The following is a 16,235-nucleotide window of genomic DNA, read 5'->3' as shown; positions in this document are numbered from 1 at the left end:
TAAATTTTTGGAGGTAAATTATGAAAAAGATATTATGGATGACAATTGCATGTGTATTTTTGTTTAGTAACAGTGCACTAGCTCACACAGGATTAGAAAGTTCAACTCCAGATCAAGGGAGTACAGTAATAGAAAAACTAGACGAAATTACTCTTACATTCTTAACAAAGATTGAAGAAACAAGCTCCTTTACAGTAACAAATTCAGCGGATGAATTAGTCGAAGTAGATGGTATTACAGTAAACGATAATATACTGACCGGGAATGTGAAAGAAAGCATGGAAAATGGAGCATATCAAATCAATTGGAAAATAATCGGGGCTGACGGCCATCCAATAGAAGGTGTAATTGATTTTGTACTAGATGCCCCAGAAGAAGTTGAAGCAGTAGAACCAACTACACAACAAACTGATGCAGTTGAACCGAATGAATCCAGTACAGAAGAAATAGAAACAACAGTAGCAGCTGATAATGAAGAAGAAGAGAGCTCCAATTCTCCAGTAGGAATTATTATAGTTTTAGTCATTCTCGTGGCATTAGCTGCTTGGTGGATGGCACGGAGAAATAAAAAATGATGTTTATTTTAACAACTATTAGCGAGGCACTTCTTTATGTGTGCTTCGCTTTGTTGATGGGAAGTTATATTCTATCTTTATTTCCAAATGATTTAATTCCGACTATTGTTGTTCCTAGAAAAGTGAAATTAGTTGCAGTAATTGGCATAGCGATCTTTTCTTTTGTTCCGCTTATTAGTTTACTCATGTATTTATATGAAGACTATGGTTTATTCAATTCATTACAATCTATTTTGTTGACCTTCGAGGTAGGTAAATCATGGTTGTTTATGTTCATTGTAGCGGTATTTTTAGGATTATATATTCTATTCTTTGACCATAAGCATTCAACTTATTATTCGTTTGTGGGTATTTTACTAGTTTTTGTACTTATACTAAGTGTAAGTTGGTCAAGTCATGCAAACTCCATTCAAAGCCTGAAAGGGTTAATCACTCATTTCACCCACTTTGCATCAGTAGTCATTTGGGTTGGTATATTATTTGTAATAACTTGGTTTTCCAAAAATACGAATAACTGGCTTTCATTTTTAAAGTGGTTCCATATAACTGCGTTGTACTGTTTTGGGATAATTGTCATAACTGGGTTTTCTTTGATGAGTTTTTCAACTCCTTTGGATGCATATACTGATACTTGGTTGGTTTCATATGGACAAAGCCTCTTGATCAAGCATCTGCTTATTATTCCACTAATTGCATATGCTTTTATAAATGGAATTCTCATGAAAAAACAATTAATGAAAAACGAAAATTTTGATCCTCGCCCTTGGACAAAAGCAGAGTTTTTCATACTGCTTCTTATTTTTGCGGCTACTGGTGCTTTGAGTCAACAATCACCCCCACATCATCTATTCGAAACAATAAATAGTGAAGGTTTCTCTTCTTTATTTTTGCTATTTCATGAAGGGATTGTTTTTTCTGATATGGCAGTGCAACTGGTATTTAATACTGGTGGACTACTCTTGCTATCTATATCTGTCGTTTTTCTTGTGATGAGTCTATTCTCATTCGTTAAAAGAATGCCAGCCATCTTTTCCTTTATTATGAGTCTGTTCGTTGTTATAGCGGCATATTTAGGCCTATTATTTAGTATTCAAATTGTATAAGAGTTCTTTTAAAAGCATTTCCAAGGGTGTATAATTCATCTTGGAAGTGCTTTTATTTATAGGAAAATGAGGAATATAGATGAAACAACACATAATTATTAATGAAATGATAAGTTCTGATTGGAATCAGGTCAGAGAGATATTTATCGAGGGTATTCGAACTGCTAATGCCACATTTAGAACAGAGGCTCCAATCTGGGATGAATGGGATAAAGATCATTTAAATGTTTGCAGATTTGTAGCTAAACAGGATAGGATTGTAGTGGGCTGGGTAGCATTAACTCCAATTTCTAGTATGCAGGCATTTTTCGGAGTTGTAGAAGTAAGTATTTATATTGCTTCTAGTGCAGCAGGGAAAGGTGTTGGTAGTCGATTGTTACAGCAAGTTATTGACTCCAGTGAGCAAAACAAAATTTGGACGATACAAGCAATGATTTTCCCAGAAAATGAAGCTAGCATAAATCTACACAGAAAGTTTGGATTTGAAGAAGTAGGGACAAGAAAACGAATAGGGAAATTAAATGGAGTTTGGCGTGATGTGGTATTGCTTGAAAGAAGAAGCACTAAAGTTGGAGTTGAGTAAAATTTTGATATTCTCATAAAAAAATAAGAACGTATGTGTGATTTATATATTCAATGACAAGAAAAAAGTAATCCAACTCTGAGTTAGCACTCAATGGATTACTTATGCCAAACTTGCCAATCCCCATATAGGGAACCAGTCTATTTTGCCGTTTAGATGCACCTCATCTAAACGGTTTTTTAATATTATACAAGGATCGAAGAGGACACGTGGCTTCGTTCTATTTTCCAAAGTATTGGTAGATATAGTGTCGAATTAGTACCTTCAACCATAAAATAAGGGTACCAAAATTGGAATTAAAAAGGAGGGATTTTCCTGGTAAAAAAAGTGCTTTTATTCGGTGATATTGGAATTGATGATACAGTTGCATTAATCTACGCTAGTTTAAATGAAGAGATTGAAATTGTTGGTATAGTTGCAGATTATGGTAATGTATCAAGAGAAGATGCCGTGTCCAATATCTATTATTTACTGAAAATGTTTCACTTTCCAGAAAGAATATCAGTTATCCGGGGGGCAGAAGTACCTTTAACAGGTGAACAGCCTACTTTTTATCCGGAAATTCATGGAGAGCATGGACTTGGACCAATCATACCGAATGATGACCATGAGTTGAAAATCGAAAACTTTTTGGAAATAGTGAAGATAATTGAAAAATATAAGGATGATCTGGTAATTGTAAATATCGGTCGTCTTACTTCACTTGCCACGATGTTCATACTCTATAGAGACCTTATGAAAAATGTGAAAGAATTTTATATTATGGGTGGAGCTTTTTGGATCCCTGGAAATGTCACAACAGTTGCAGAAGCAAACTTTCACGGGGATCCTATTGCGGTAAATATTGTGCTGACTTACGCAAATAATGTTACGATTTTCCCGCTAAATGCTACGCAAAAAGCAATTGTCACCCCTGGTATGGTTGACTATATAGATCAATTTGGGAAAACTAAGATTTTCAAACCATTAATGGAATACTATACACGTTTTTATAAAGAACGGGACCCATCTCTTCAAGGCAGCCCTATCCATGATGCGCTTACCCTCATGGCAACCATTTTTCCTGAAATGTTCACATATGAGTTTTACCCAGTAATAGTCGTCGATGAACTAAAGGGACCTGCAAGAGGGCAAAGCATTGCTGAAACCCGACCATATGAAAAACAAAATAACGGAGAAAAAATACATCGTATTGCGTTTGATATTAACTATGACATGTTTTTTCATAACTTTTTATCCGTTATGACAGGTCAAGCATTAAATAATGAATAAATTACAGAATTTGATTTCTGATAAAATAAACATTTGAGCTAGATATAATATCGATTCTCTTTGTGATCGGTATTATTCAAGAACCCCATCCCTTAATATGACAAAATCTACACTCACGTTTACTTTCATATCTTTATACAACTTATGCCATTTTTCCTTCGTCAACTTAGAGTTTCTTACAGAGCCTCTATATTTCTCCCCGAAGCCAAAAATATCCGAATCGACATCCTGGCATTGGGCAATAATCCTGGAAATTTCTCTTGATAGATTTTTACTAATCGCTTTTTCAAGTTCTGCAACAATTTTAGGATCACCTAGATTAACATCTGGATATATTTCTAATAATCTTGCTTTTAATTTCAGATGCAGATCAAATTCCGGTGTAGAAGCATTAACTACTTTCAATTCTCTTTTTGATTGAATTGCATCAAATGCTACTGGAATTTGTTCAGGCGGGTTTTTTAGTATGTTGGTGGGCATATCCTCTCTTTTTAGGACAGTTTCGAATAATCCTGACTTAAAACTATCTCTCACAAGCTTGATATAAAAACTATCCTTAACCGGGAGTGAGCTTACCATTTTGCCACCTTTAAATAAGGCAATTCCACTCATCTCAACGAATTCTTCATCTCTTTTTATGATTGGCATAGCGAAATCTTTACCGACCGAATAATAATCGCGCGCAATTTCATGAAGAGTAGACGAGATCATATATTCCTGTTTTATGTTTTGTTCAAGTAGCCTAAATATATGTTGCCCGATATCATCAATATTTTTATATTCGTATTCAAGGAATGGAGCTGTTTCACCTTCTACAACTGCCATGTAAAGACTATTACTTACACTAGCATTTTCTAAGTGTGTATCAATGTAATAATGAAGATTATCCTTAGCCAACTCTTCGCTAAACAAAATAACCCTCATTTGACCGACGGTGATTTTTTTTGATAGTTTACGATTAGTCTTCATCCGGCTCCCTTTACTAGTTTCATTCTCAGTTGACACAATTTCTACATTACTTTGAAATTCTGGGTTTACTTCGCGAATAACAGCGGTAGTAGCTATTTTTTCTTCTGTTCCCACATCATAACCTACTAAAGTGGTTAACCCTACTCTATCCAGAATATTTGTTTCTACACATCCGGTTAATATACCTACTAAAAAAAGAAGAATGAAATAGACATTAAACTTCCTCATTTTTTTGCTCCTTCTGAGATGTGAATTTTTTTTTCAACATCGTAATCAAAAATAAGAAAATAGGGTAAACAAATATGATATAAAAAGCTACACGCCCGAATTGAGTGTTAATCGTATTAATCTGCGTACGTGTTTGAACGATTAGCGTACCTATGAAAACGAGAAGAGAGAATATCCAAACGAAGGTAGTTTCGCTTATTTTTACTAATCGAATAGTTCCACGATAAGCAGCCCATAAATAAAGACAAAGATTGGGCAAAATGATCAACATCCAAAAACAAATAGCGACAATTTCAAATCGCTCCATAAAAGGAAAACTGATAAAACTAAATAATGTTAATGTGGCCCATATCGTTTTAAGCAACTTTTCTTCACTGTAGTAAGTAATCGATACCATCATGAAAGCTAGATAAATAATTGTTGTAGTCAACAAAGCTAAATGCGTATGTTTTTTGACATTTTTTTTGTCTTTTATAAAGGGATAGATTATATTAAGTATTTCAAAGCCTACAATCGTAAAAGCCATGGATTGTGCACCTTTTAATATAGAGCTAAATTTATTCTCCAAAATCGGAAGTAGGTTTTCTGCTGAAGAAAACTTTATTGGAAATATTAGCATAGGTAAAATCCAAAGAGAGAGTACGACACTAAAAAAAGAAACACCAACCATCACTCGAAGCCCACCCGTAAACGCATATATGACTATTATTAGTAGTGTAGCCGAAAGAAACCAGGTACTTATACCCGGGAAAATCCATGCTTGAATAACTTCAATATAATTCCGTAGGACAGAAAAGAATGCTACGAAGCAATACAATATATAAAGGGCATTTAAAAAATTGCCAATCCATTTTCCGTAAATAGCTTGCTGGATTCCATAAAGGTCATTGGAACCGTATACTTCTAACGTTTTAATCATACAAAAAGCGACGATATGTGTTGCAAGACCTGCTAATAATACTGAAATCCATGCATCCTGTTTTGCATCTTGAACCACAATTCGTTCAAACCCCTGTATACCAACCCCAATTTGAGCGCTTTGAATTATAAAAAAAAGCAAATAAGCATTAATCATATCTTTAGGGCTAAGTTGTATAGAATTTTTCATTCATTTCACCTTCAGTTCAACTTTTATCAGGTTTTACAGGTTCCGAATCGAATTTATCTTGATCACCCGGTCTTGTAATTTCCGGTCTTTTTGTATTTATTGGAAAAGGCAATCTAATAATACTATCTCGCATATCTTGCAACCTTGGAGGATAAAAGGGCGATAAATATGGTGCACCCAAGCTAGACAGTCGTAAAAGATGAATGAGTATAAAACAAAATGCAAGCATAATTCCATAAAAGCCCCAATAACCAGCAAGTATAATAATTGGGAAGCGTGTTACCCGAATAACATTCCCCATCATATAACTTGGTGTTGTGAAAGATGCCAGGGCACTTAATGCGACGAATATTAGTAATATATTGCTTGTAATTCCAGCTTGGACGGCTGCTGTACCAATTACGATACCACCAACGATACCAATAGTTTGTCCAATTTTTGTTGGTAATCTTGCTCCAGCCTCTCTTAATAATTCAATAATAAATTCAAGAAGTAATGCTTCAAATACAGGCGGAAATGGAACTAGAGCCCTCGATTCACTTAGTGGAACCAAAAAAGCTTGAGGAATTACTTCGTAATGAAATGTCAGTGCCCCTACATATATTGGTGTCAAAAAAACGGATAAAAGAATAGCAGAAAATCTTAATAACCTAACAAAAGTAGCAATTAGCCATCTTAGATTTTGATCTTCTTGACTTTCAAAGAATTCAATAAACGATTGAGGACAAATGATAGCCATGGAACTACCGTCTACTATAACTCCTAATTTCCCATTTAATATACCAGCGCAAAATCTGTCCGGTCTTTCGGTCAGAAGCATTTGTGGGAACGGCGATAATGAGTTATCATCAATCATTTCCGCAAGAATCGCACTATCGATTAGGGCATCTAAATCGAGATTAGTAATTCTTTGACGCAGTGTATTAATCATTTGATCAGATGCAATACCATTCATGTATATTATTGAAATAGAAGTATTTGTGCGCTTTCCAACTTTCAATTCTTCATTACAAAGATCAGGACTCACGATATAGCGGCGAACCAATGAAATATTTGTCGAAAGACTTTCATTAAATCCAACCTGTGCTCCGATTACTTGTGATTCATTTTCGGGTGCTGACAAACTTCGAGATTCTCGAGTGGCGATATTTGCTAATATAGCCTGTGGATACCCATCCACATGGATAAGAATAGTCCCATTCACGAGAGATTTTACAGTTTCCTCAAGTTGAGTCGATATATTTACTACTGGTACCGATAGAGCATTCTTAATTATTTCTGGTGTTTCATTTGGGTTATTTTGTAAAATAGTTATGATGTGATCATTTAAAGTCTGGTCTTTCACTAAATTATTTATATAAATAAGGGTGATATTAGGCGGAATAAATTTAACGATTAAATCAGATGGATCGTGGGTGGCATCTTTTATGGATTGAATAAAATCAATTTTTGAAGGAGTAATCCTGCCTATATCCTCTTTAACTGGATCATTTGCAATGGGTGGCTGTTTCTTATTGAAAGGTAGTTTAAACTTCATCTTGAATAGTAGGCTCCTCTCATTTATAACTTAATCTATAGAATAGGCTTTAGAAGGGGAATCTATACTATTTACATTCACTTTAATAGTTTTTATTTGAAGTAAGTTGAAGGATGCTTGTAAATGAAGTTTAGCTTTAATGTAGTGATTCTCGTCATGAATGTGAACAACTTTGGCTAAAATATTTTATCAAGAGAAAACTTGACATGACACAAAATAGTGTCGTATTATAATTACAAATAGGACACCTTTTAGTGTCATTTTAAAATGCGAAGTTCAGGGGGAGAGTGATATTGAACGGGACAAGACCGATCAGAGATGTATATGACGCTGTGGCCGATACAACAAGGCGTAAATTACTTCGAATGTTGGCAGATGTTGAAGAATTACCCTTACATGAGATAACGGTCCATTTTCAAATGGGTCGTACAGCAGTATCTAAGCATTTGGGAATCTTGAAAGATGCCGGTCTCGTAACACAACGAAAGGTCGGAAGAGAAACGCGTTATCGGCTGAATGCCACTCCGTTACGAGAAATTCAAGATTGGGTTTCTTTTTACGAAGGATTCTGGAAAGAAAGAATTGCTAAATTAAATCAATTATTGGAGGAAAAAAAATGAAACCAGATGTATCACTAGATTATCAATTTACAAGTTCAATCGAGCAAGTGTGGAACGCTTTAACAGATTCGGATACACTTGCAAAATGGATATGGAAAAATGATTTCAAACCAGTAGTAGGACATAAATTTCAATTCCGTGCTGAGCCAAATGAATGGTGGAATGGGATTGTAGATAGTGAAGTATTAGTAGTAGATGAGCCCAATAAGCTTTCTTACACATGGGAAAGTGCCGGCGAAAGCACTACTGTAACATGGACTTTAACAAAAGGTTCGGATGGAAATACTCATTTACATTTTGATCAAGCAGGATTCAGTGAAGAAACAAAAGCACGTCAAGGAGCTATCGAGGGAGCTAAATATAGTTGGATACAAATGGGAGATCAGCTCGAAAAAGTGTTAACGGAACAGTAAAATGTTTTCTTCATACTCGAAGTTGTCTACTTATTCAAGTCTAATTTTTTGAGCTTGTATTTAAAAATTAATATATTCTTCAAAAGAGCGCAATTCCGTAGCAAGAATTGTGCTCTTTCATTATGATAAGGGTGCTTTTCTAAAGAAACATTTAAGTTTTACAAATATGGCAATGCTACATATAGAGAATGGAGGAGATATCACTATGAAAATAAATCAATTAATTGCGAACAATATAAACAATTTAGATGCAGTACTACCAGTAGATAAATCGTTAGGTATTGCTGGTCTGTCTGGATCTGGTAAAACAACTTTTTGTCAAACAATTGGTGAAGAATCCAAGAAGCGTCTCGTTTCTTTATTGCCAAAGGCTGAGTATCAATATTTATTTCCTAATATTATGGAAACTAATTTCAGTGCTATCAAGATGGAAGAAATGCCATTAGTGCTTTTTCTAGGAAAGTCATCCATTTCATCAAATCCACGTTCAACCATTGGCACTCATACCGGCGTTTTTAAAGAGATCCGGGATACGCTTGCTGAAAAATTTAATCTTTCTCCAGAAGTTTTTTCATTTAACAATGAATTAGGTTGGTGCCCTGCGTGTAAAGGACGAGGTACTACCAAAAATATCGAATGTAAAAAGTGTGAGGGCAAGCGCTATAACCCAGAAGTACTGCAAAAAAGAATAGAATTATTGGATCGACCACATAGTATTTCCGATATTAACGACTTAAGTATAGAAGCAATTCTTTCATTAGCAGAAGTTTTACATATTAGTGAAGCGAAACAACATATTCTTAAAAATATTATCAATATGAATATTGGTTACTTAACATTAAATCGTATTATGGGGACACTCTCGGGTGGAGAACTAACACGACTTTACTTAGCTGAATTTATGGCAGCAAGTGAAAATACAGTTATTATTATCGATGAAATTTCGGTGGGTCTTGATCATCAAACATTACTTAAAATTTTAGAACAGATTAAACAATTAGGATATAAAAATCAAATTTGGCTTATTGATCATTCAGACACAGTACTCGACACAACGGATGATCAAGTGTTCTTTGGACCTGGTAGTGGTAAATACGGCGGGAAAATTGTTGAAGAATCCCCACGTCCAAAACCAATCACTTGGGAAAGAAATCAGGCAATGCCAACAGAATACTATCATTTTCATGATCTTTACAGTCGTAATATTCAAATGGCTGAAATCCAAATTCCCAAAAATAGAATTGTTACTTTTACGGGGGAGTCTGGATGTGGTAAATCTACACTGGTCAATGAGTGTATAGCCAAAGATTTTCTGAAACGATATCCGAAAGATAAACTCGTAATGGTGGGGCAAAATCGAAACCAATCGATTACCAGTCGTTCTACAGTTGCGACTTTTCTTGATATTAAAAGGAAACTCACAAAATATAGTGAAGATATTGATGATATTTTTCTGCGCTCGATTGAAGATATTATTGATGAACTGCCAAATGAAGACATCGTTCATAAACGCTTGAGTTTATTGATCAAACTAGGACTTGGTTATTTGACGTTGGAAAGAAAAACACAATCCTTATCGAACGGTGAATTTCAATGTGTTCATTTAGTATCTGAGCTGTTTGCCAACTCTAGAAATCCACATACGCTATTTATTTTTGATGAGCCTTCAAAAGGTTTATCACAAAATATTTTAAATCAATTCATTGATAGTGTTAGGGTCATTCTGGAGGATGAATCTGTCTCCATAATAATGATTGAACATAATTCTTATATGCAAGAGAACTCTGATTTTATTCTGGATTTTGGTAAAAGACAACTTGCACCTGTAGAGCATCTTGATGTTGTCAGTCATGATGATTACTACCGTATGCAAAACAGTTCGGATAGTGTTGCTCCAGTGCAAATTTCTTCCACTATCCATCAACAAAATGGAATTAACTACTTAAAAGAAAATCAGATAGCCTATTTTAAAAATGCAGAAAACGTCTATAAGGGTGGGATTTTAAAAAGCTTATCCTCCATGGCTCGTTTGATATATGGTGAATACGAATCCGAAAAAATTGCACCAATCATTGCCATTGATCTGGAACGTCACTTGTATAGCCAATATAGTTTCCTCTATGAAATCGGCGGTCTGATCAACCATATTGTGGCATCACATCCAACTAATAAAGATACCAGCAGTTTCGATTTCTATTACCAAGATAATCATTGCCCAAGCTGCTCGGGGCGCGGAGTGATTGAGATATTTGATTTTGATGTTGTTATTCAAGACAAGACCGTACCATTTTGGGATGGTCAATTGCATCCTGACGTGATGGAGGTATTAAAATACTATCAATATCCAAAGTTGCAATTCATTTTTGAAGAGATTAAGAATGAGCTCGGGCAGGATATGAGTAAAAGCTATAATGACATGACCGAAGATGAAAAGCATACCTTTTTATATGGGTATTGGGAAAAGTCATTTTATGATAAAGCAGGTAAGACGCAGAGAACATGGCAAGGCTTTAATAGCATAATTGGAATGTATATGTTCATTTCGAAATCGATCATTAAAGAACATATGAAAGCATCGAAAGAGATGATTGTATGTCCGATTTGTAAAGGTTCTGTGTTAAACCATCATAAACAGCTCAAATTTGGTGATACGGATATTCGAGAGATTATAAAGCTGCCACTTGATCAAGTTCTGAAAACAGTAGGAGCATTACCGGAGCTGATAAAATTGAAAGCTGTTGTAGGCGGCAATATGACTTTGACGGAAGACGTCTCATTGTTGAGTAGGGAAACACAAGTCGCTCTAAAAATGCTTGAATTAGAACTAGCAAGCTTTGCTGGTTATGAAATGGTACTACAAAACGTATTACCATTCTGGGAAAGTATTAAAGATAATATTGAATCCATCAGCAACAGTAATAAGATAACTGTCTGTGATTTTGACAATATAAATGAAACAAGAGAGAACATCATTGATAAGTATTTCACTAATGGAAAATACAAAAAACTAACATATGTGTATGAAGCGTTTGGTTACAAGAAACTTATTACTCAAATAAATAAAATTAAGAAAAGTCACCCATGTCCATTCTGTAAAGGAAAGAAGGTCATAACGGAAGATAATCTACATGACGGAGTCTATAAATTAACGATACCTTGTGTAAGTTGTAATGCAAGTGGTATCAATGATGAGGGACTTCAGGAAGTTGTCGAAGGCATAGAGGTAGAAATATGGCTAACTGGTAAAGTTAGTCATGTTGTTAGTAAAAGGCTGAATCTTGGACCAGTAGAGGATCTTCTAATTTTCAAGCGTATTCGTGAGTTGAATAAGCAAGAAATGATGGCAATTTACCAATATCTTGAGCAACATAATTAAATTAATATGTATTCGATCTTTATTTGATATACCCGTTTTAATTTATTTTCTCCTTGTGTTCATTTTTGAAACAGAAACTGTCATTGTTCCGTCTAACGTTTAAACCGAAAAAAGGAGAGACCTATGACGCGACTTGAAAAGTTCATATACGAGCATGGTGAGGAGTTGTTAAGACTTGCTTATATATATGTGAAAAATAAGCAAGCTGCGGAAGACATTGTCCAAGATGTGCTACTCAAAGCATTTGAAAAGCAAACATCGTTTCGTGAAGAGGCTACGTATCGTACCTATATGTATCGGATGACGATCAATCGTAGTTACGACTATTTGCGAAGTTGGCATTATAAAAATACATTTGTGGGTGAAAAAATTCAACATTTATTTGGTCGATCGTCAGAGCAGAATGTCATGAGACAATCAGAAAATCACCAACTCACACAAGCCGTTCTTACATTACCGCTAAAATACCGTGAAGTCATTGTATTTACATACTACTTGGATTATTCGTCAGAGGAAATTGGCATGTTGCTTAATTGTTCCTCGGCAACGGTACGCACAAGGCTCGCTCGTGGTCGTAAAAAACTTAAATCGGTGCTAAAGGAGGACGGCTTTGATGGAACGATTGAAAACGGGTATTGATGAGGTGATTGGCGAAGAGCCCTGGATGACGAAGGACCTTGCACAGAAAATGGCTAAACCGAGAAAAAAGTTGACGCGTACTCCGATATTTGCAATGGCAGGCTTCGTTGCAATCGTTTCCTTGCTTCTTACGATTACATTTTGGTCAGCCCAGTCAGCGATTTTAAGCGCTGCCACTACAAAAGCACTTGGGGACCATGGAGAACTATTTAATACGTATTTTGAGGCAATTAATGCACAGGATCAAGAAACGCTAAATCAAGTAGCATCCCCAGCATATGGTGCAACTGTAGATGAACTATATAGAAAATATGAAAATATGGATTTTTCGAATGCAGAATTCCTACTGGAGCTTGACGGCATCATTTGGTTGAAATTTATGGTAATGAATAAAGAAGGAGAAAAATGGAACGATGTTGTTGCGTATTACCAAATCGTTGATGGTAAAATATATGAGTCAGTTTATGAACAACCCTTTTATATATATAATCGTTTTGATATTGAAGTAGCGCAGGCGCAAGCCATTTTTGGTTTTGGTGGATATAGTCATAAAAACAATCAGTTTGTGGCAATAGATGATGGTGAATTGCTTGTGAATGGTTCTCGTTCACGTAATAAAGTAGAGTCAGCTATCGAGTTATACTTAAAAGAAATTGGTAAGGAAAATGTGTTTAAACATTTCCAACAACCTCGACTTATCTACAAAGATAATGGAAAAATTTTGTGGTTATCGGCGGATGGTTTTGACATTACATTTACGAGAAAAGGTGAGCGTATTTTAGTGGATAACTATGGTGCCGAATATTATCAACAAGAAAGATATTAAATAAACTTGTAGCAACAGCGTTAAGGGATATCCAAGTATTTGGGTATCCCAATCTTTGAATTAAATCAAAAAGATAATTTCTTATTTATATCTTGAATTCAGTTTTAAAAATAAGGAAGTAAGAATGGGGTTTTATCTAAAGGTACCAACGTTTATTATAGGTAGCATCATTATTTTTTATGGTGAACAAAAATATCAATATATTCGATTGTTAGTGTTAGTAATAGCTTGGAATATCTTTTATATTAGCGTTTATTTTTCAGAGGAAACTGAAGAAAGAAGTTAAAAAACCTTTCTAAGCTAACGTCATGCGATTTTTCAAAAAGTAATCACCATTTCACTGGTACACTAGTTTAGTTCAATAAAAGATCATCATTTAGATGTTCTTTTTTTGTATAAAATGCATAGAAATTTCAGCGATACAATGTGAATGTTGCGCTAAAACTGAAGCAGAAGTTTAGATGAACAAACAGAACTATAAATATGTGAAACCAAGTGACTATTTAATCGTATATTAATATGACTAGATACAATTACTTGAATACTAAGGGGGATAAGACAAAATGAAACGAAAATTACTAACCATCGTTATAACTTTGTTAGTTTTAGTAGGTTTGAGTTTCGGTATAACATATTTCACTCATACGAAATTCATTGACTTCTCATTTTTCATTGGATTAGCAGTTACCATTATAATTTGGTTTTTTACCTTTAAGGGGAGTGGTATGGGTACTCGACACTTGGATATGAGCATTCAAGGTTCCACAGGTATTAAAATGGAAAGTCAAAAGCTTGAGTTTTCACCTAGTATTGTTTTTTTCACAACCTTGGCATTCACCATCATAACACTTGCAGCAATGATTTATGGTTACAGAAGCTATTTCTAAAAACTCCTTTGAGGCAGTTGTAAATAGGAAAATTGTTAAGCTTTCGCAATCACTGTCCATTTTGTCTGTTTTCAAAGCACTTAGATAATTATCCAGGTGATCGTTCAAGTGAGTGTCAAGACTTAATGCGAATTGTGTCTTTTTAAAGGTTCGACAAATTTAGCTTAGATAGTCATGAAGTCTTTGTACAACTAATAGATGCTTTAGCTAAACAAGATTATCATGTCGATGGTCTATTTTTATACCCCAACATCCAGTAGATTTCGGCGTTTCATTGAACAATGGAAATCTAAATCGCTTAAAGATATAAATAGAATTGAAGGAGATGAAAAAATGACAAGAAAGTTTAGTAATTTTTCCATTTTATTAATAGTTGTTGGAATTTTTGTTGCATATATGGCATTCCCACCGATTAGTATTGATATTTTGGGGTGGTGGGGTATATTCATTGGCTTTGGTATCTATCTAACAGGAGTAGGGCTTGGTATCGGTGCTTTCTTTAAGAAAGAAAAAGGATTTATAAAGTATATCTCGTTATTTTCCATTTCATTAGGTAGTTTATTTATTGCCTTTCTTTATGCAATCGTTGGTAAAGTTTAACGAAATTCGGTATATAAACAAAAATTTTACATCAAGTTTAATACTCTCTCTTTCTATATGATATATATTCTAAAAATCTCTTGGCTGCAAGTGAAAGTGATTTTTGTTCTCTCATAGCAATACCAATATTCCGAAAAGCGGGAACTTCAAGCTCTTTCGTTATTATTTGGTAGGGACTACGCTCTCCTTGTATGAAAAGAGTGCAGGTATAATATATGAAAATTTATCTTTAAATGACAAGAAAATAAAGGCTTTTGCAAATTCTGCACATTTAATAACTTTCGGTAAAGATAAGGAATCACTTTTTGAAGAAGTAATGTCTTTTATTCATAAAGGAGCTCGTGAGGATTTGAAATTCAAAAAGTTGGATTATGAAGGGATAATAAAACAACCCCCTTTATGAAAAAGGGAGTTGTATCTACAATCATTTCTTATAAATAATCTTTTCTTAATTCTTCTGTTGATCGTGGTGAAATATAACCAGGTGCGACATCAAAAACTGTTTTCGCACCAAACTGTTTTTCCACATTTAATCGATAAGCTGCTCTCGCGTAGGCTACTAATACGCTTGCAGTAAATTCAGGATTGCTGTCTAGTTTAAGTGAGAATTCGTAAATTTGCTTGTTGCCAGCACCTGTATTCCCACCTCGGATGACAAATCCGCCATGTGGTGCTTTGGAGTGGTCGCGTTTTAAATCTTCCTCTGAGATAAAATTCACTTCTGTATCATAATCAGCGAAATAGTTTGGCATTGTTTTGATTTCATTCTCGATTGCCGCTTTGTCTGCGCCTTCTTCAGCAACGATATAGCAAACACGGGCGTGCTTTTCTGCAGTTGTTAGTTCAGGATTTACACCACTACGAACTTTTTCGATTGCGTCTTCAGCTGGAATTGTATATTGTACACCATTTTTTACACCTTTTACTCTTCTTACTGCATCCGAGTGTCCTTGGCTCAGTCCTTTACCCCAGAACGTATAGTTTTCACCATTCGGTAAAATTGCATCTGCCATCACACGATTGATGGAGAATAAGCCTGGATCCCATCCTACTGAGATAATTGCAGTTGTATTATTTTTTGTTGCAGCTTCATTTACAGATTGATAAAACGCAGGAATTTTTGCATGCGTATCAAAACTATCTACAGTGGTAAACATGCTTGCAAAGTAAGGAGTTTGTTCAGGTAAATCTGTTGCAGATCCACCACAAAGTAACATTACATCAATTTCATTTTTATAATCACTCGCTTTTGAAATATTTACGATTTTTACATTGGGCTCATCAAGATTTAAGTCTTTAGGATCTCTTCTAGTGAAAATTGCTACTAATTCCATGTCTGGAGTTTGTTTAATAGCTTCAATTGCACCTTTCCCAAGATTACCATATCCAACAATGCCTAGTTTGATCTTATTACTCATAAACCTATCTCCTTTTTCTTTACTGAATTTTTTAGTGAAGAGATGAATCTCATCCTTAGCTAATGCTGTAGTAATACTAAT

General features: G+C 34.8%; 17 protein-coding genes and 1 pseudogene. 13 read left to right on the top strand and 5 right to left on the bottom strand.

The features are described 5' to 3' along the window. Positions 1-20: 20 nt before the first annotated feature. From ACN6MX_RS09905 to ACN6MX_RS09890, 4 genes are all read left to right on the top strand, one after another. Positions 21-575 (top strand): copper resistance CopC family protein, encoded by a 555-nt coding sequence (locus tag ACN6MX_RS09905; protein WP_419962437.1) that lies wholly within the window; start codon positions 21-23, stop codon positions 573-575. Beyond that, positions 572-1,678, top strand: a complete 1,107-nt coding sequence (locus tag ACN6MX_RS09900; protein ID WP_419962436.1) for a copper resistance D family protein — start codon at positions 572-574, stop codon at positions 1,676-1,678. The genes ACN6MX_RS09905 and ACN6MX_RS09900 overlap by 4 nt, the downstream gene beginning before the upstream one ends. A gap of 79 nt (positions 1,679-1,757) precedes the next feature. Next, the gene (locus ACN6MX_RS09895) at positions 1,758-2,261 is read left to right on the top strand and encodes an N-acetyltransferase family protein (protein WP_419962435.1); all 504 of its coding nucleotides are present in this window, start codon (positions 1,758-1,760) and stop codon (positions 2,259-2,261) included. 315 nt (positions 2,262-2,576) lie between these two features. Beyond that, positions 2,577-3,533, top strand: a complete 957-nt coding sequence (locus tag ACN6MX_RS09890; RefSeq protein ID WP_419962599.1) for a nucleoside hydrolase — start codon at positions 2,577-2,579, stop codon at positions 3,531-3,533. A gap of 72 nt (positions 3,534-3,605) precedes the next feature. On the opposite strand, the gene ACN6MX_RS09885 is transcribed toward ACN6MX_RS09890, so the two are convergent. From ACN6MX_RS09885 to ACN6MX_RS09875, 3 genes are read right to left on the bottom strand one after another with little or no spacing between them, the layout of a single operon-like run. Further along, positions 3,606-4,730, bottom strand: coding sequence for a Ger(x)C family spore germination protein (locus ACN6MX_RS09885; RefSeq protein ID WP_419962434.1), 1,125 nt, complete (start codon positions 4,728-4,730; stop codon positions 3,606-3,608). Then, positions 4,717-5,838 (bottom strand): GerAB/ArcD/ProY family transporter, encoded by a 1,122-nt coding sequence (locus tag ACN6MX_RS09880; protein WP_419962433.1) that lies wholly within the window; start codon positions 5,836-5,838, stop codon positions 4,717-4,719. The genes ACN6MX_RS09885 and ACN6MX_RS09880 overlap by 14 nt, the downstream gene beginning before the upstream one ends. Before the next feature lie 16 nt (positions 5,839-5,854). Continuing rightward, a complete protein-coding gene (locus ACN6MX_RS09875) occupies positions 5,855-7,375 on the bottom strand; it encodes a spore germination protein (RefSeq protein ID WP_419962432.1) in 1,521 nt (506 codons plus the stop codon). Positions 7,376-7,668: 293 nt separating this feature from the next. Here ACN6MX_RS09875 and ACN6MX_RS09870 point away from each other — a divergent pair, with 293 nt between their 5' ends. The 8 genes from ACN6MX_RS09870 (at position 7,669) to ACN6MX_RS09835 (ending at position 14,736) form a co-directional block, all read left to right on the top strand. Further along, positions 7,669-7,995 carry an ArsR/SmtB family transcription factor gene (locus ACN6MX_RS09870; RefSeq protein WP_419962431.1) on the top strand — a complete coding sequence of 109 codons (327 nt, stop codon included), beginning with the start codon at positions 7,669-7,671 and terminating at the stop codon, positions 7,993-7,995. Then, on the top strand, positions 7,992-8,408 hold the full coding sequence (locus tag ACN6MX_RS09865) for an SRPBCC family protein (protein ID WP_419962430.1): 417 nt from the start codon (positions 7,992-7,994) through the stop codon (positions 8,406-8,408). The genes ACN6MX_RS09870 and ACN6MX_RS09865 overlap by 4 nt, the downstream gene beginning before the upstream one ends. A gap of 205 nt (positions 8,409-8,613) precedes the next feature. Further along, positions 8,614-11,784 carry an ATP-binding cassette domain-containing protein gene (locus tag ACN6MX_RS09860; protein ID WP_419962429.1) on the top strand — a complete coding sequence of 1,057 codons (3,171 nt, stop codon included), beginning with the start codon at positions 8,614-8,616 and terminating at the stop codon, positions 11,782-11,784. A 123-nt stretch (positions 11,785-11,907) separates the two neighbouring features. After that, the gene (locus tag ACN6MX_RS09855; RefSeq protein ID WP_419962428.1) at positions 11,908-12,423 is read left to right on the top strand and encodes a sigma-70 family RNA polymerase sigma factor; all 516 of its coding nucleotides are present in this window, start codon (positions 11,908-11,910) and stop codon (positions 12,421-12,423) included. After that, complete coding sequence (locus ACN6MX_RS09850) at positions 12,398-13,249, top strand: hypothetical protein (protein ID WP_419962427.1); 852 nt, start codon at positions 12,398-12,400, stop codon at positions 13,247-13,249. Before ACN6MX_RS09855 ends, ACN6MX_RS09850 begins: the two co-directional genes overlap by 26 nt. Positions 13,250-13,812: 563 nt before the next feature. Next, positions 13,813-14,136, top strand: a complete 324-nt coding sequence (locus ACN6MX_RS09845; protein ID WP_419962426.1) for a hypothetical protein — start codon at positions 13,813-13,815, stop codon at positions 14,134-14,136. A 32-nt stretch (positions 14,137-14,168) separates the two neighbouring features. Then, positions 14,169-14,282: an RNHCP domain-containing protein gene (locus tag ACN6MX_RS09840; RefSeq protein WP_419962425.1), complete on the top strand. Its 114-nt coding sequence runs from the start codon at positions 14,169-14,171 to the stop codon at positions 14,280-14,282. Positions 14,283-14,469: 187 nt separating this feature from the next. Beyond that, positions 14,470-14,736, top strand: a complete 267-nt coding sequence (locus ACN6MX_RS09835; protein ID WP_419962424.1) for a hypothetical protein — start codon at positions 14,470-14,472, stop codon at positions 14,734-14,736. Positions 14,737-14,773: 37 nt separating this feature from the next. Here ACN6MX_RS09835 and ACN6MX_RS09830 read toward each other — a convergent pair. Beyond that, positions 14,774-14,920, bottom strand: a pseudogene (locus ACN6MX_RS09830) (LysR family transcriptional regulator); the annotation flags it as partial. A gap of 3 nt (positions 14,921-14,923) precedes the next feature. On the opposite strand from ACN6MX_RS09830, the gene ACN6MX_RS09825 reads away from it, so the two are divergent. Then, positions 14,924-15,139: a hypothetical protein gene (locus ACN6MX_RS09825; RefSeq protein WP_419962423.1), complete on the top strand. Its 216-nt coding sequence runs from the start codon at positions 14,924-14,926 to the stop codon at positions 15,137-15,139. A gap of 28 nt (positions 15,140-15,167) precedes the next feature. Here the strand turns inward: ACN6MX_RS09825 and ACN6MX_RS09820 are convergent, their stop codons facing one another. Continuing rightward, a complete protein-coding gene (locus ACN6MX_RS09820) occupies positions 15,168-16,154 on the bottom strand; it encodes a diaminopimelate dehydrogenase (RefSeq protein ID WP_419962422.1) in 987 nt (328 codons plus the stop codon). Between the last annotated feature and the right edge of the window lie 81 nt (positions 16,155-16,235).

It is taken from the genome of Psychrobacillus sp. BM2 (genome assembly GCF_048572895.1).
Lineage (GTDB): Bacteria > Bacillota > Bacilli > Bacillales_A > Planococcaceae > Psychrobacillus.
This window is presented reverse-complemented; position numbering and strand designations above follow the sequence as displayed.

Coding starts and splice junctions, on each gene's coding strand:
- ACN6MX_RS09860 (WP_419962429.1), top strand. CDS start 8,614: ATGAAAATAAATCAATTAATTGCGAACAATATAAACAATTTAGATGCA.
- ACN6MX_RS09900 (WP_419962436.1), top strand. CDS start 572: ATGATGTTTATTTTAACAACTATTAGCGAGGCACTTCTTTATGTGTGC.
- ACN6MX_RS09875 (WP_419962432.1), bottom strand. CDS start 7,375: ATGAAGTTTAAACTACCTTTCAATAAGAAACAGCCACCCATTGCAAAT.
- ACN6MX_RS09895 (WP_419962435.1), top strand. CDS start 1,758: ATGAAACAACACATAATTATTAATGAAATGATAAGTTCTGATTGGAAT.
- ACN6MX_RS09855 (WP_419962428.1), top strand. CDS start 11,908: ATGACGCGACTTGAAAAGTTCATATACGAGCATGGTGAGGAGTTGTTA.
- ACN6MX_RS09820 (WP_419962422.1), bottom strand. CDS start 16,154: ATGAGTAATAAGATCAAACTAGGCATTGTTGGATATGGTAATCTTGGG.
- ACN6MX_RS09850 (WP_419962427.1), top strand. CDS start 12,398: ATGGAACGATTGAAAACGGGTATTGATGAGGTGATTGGCGAAGAGCCC.
- ACN6MX_RS09835 (WP_419962424.1), top strand. CDS start 14,470: ATGACAAGAAAGTTTAGTAATTTTTCCATTTTATTAATAGTTGTTGGA.
- ACN6MX_RS09865 (WP_419962430.1), top strand. CDS start 7,992: ATGAAACCAGATGTATCACTAGATTATCAATTTACAAGTTCAATCGAG.
- ACN6MX_RS09885 (WP_419962434.1), bottom strand. CDS start 4,730: ATGAGGAAGTTTAATGTCTATTTCATTCTTCTTTTTTTAGTAGGTATA.
- ACN6MX_RS09880 (WP_419962433.1), bottom strand. CDS start 5,838: ATGAAAAATTCTATACAACTTAGCCCTAAAGATATGATTAATGCTTAT.
- ACN6MX_RS09905 (WP_419962437.1), top strand. CDS start 21: ATGAAAAAGATATTATGGATGACAATTGCATGTGTATTTTTGTTTAGT.
- ACN6MX_RS09845 (WP_419962426.1), top strand. CDS start 13,813: ATGAAACGAAAATTACTAACCATCGTTATAACTTTGTTAGTTTTAGTA.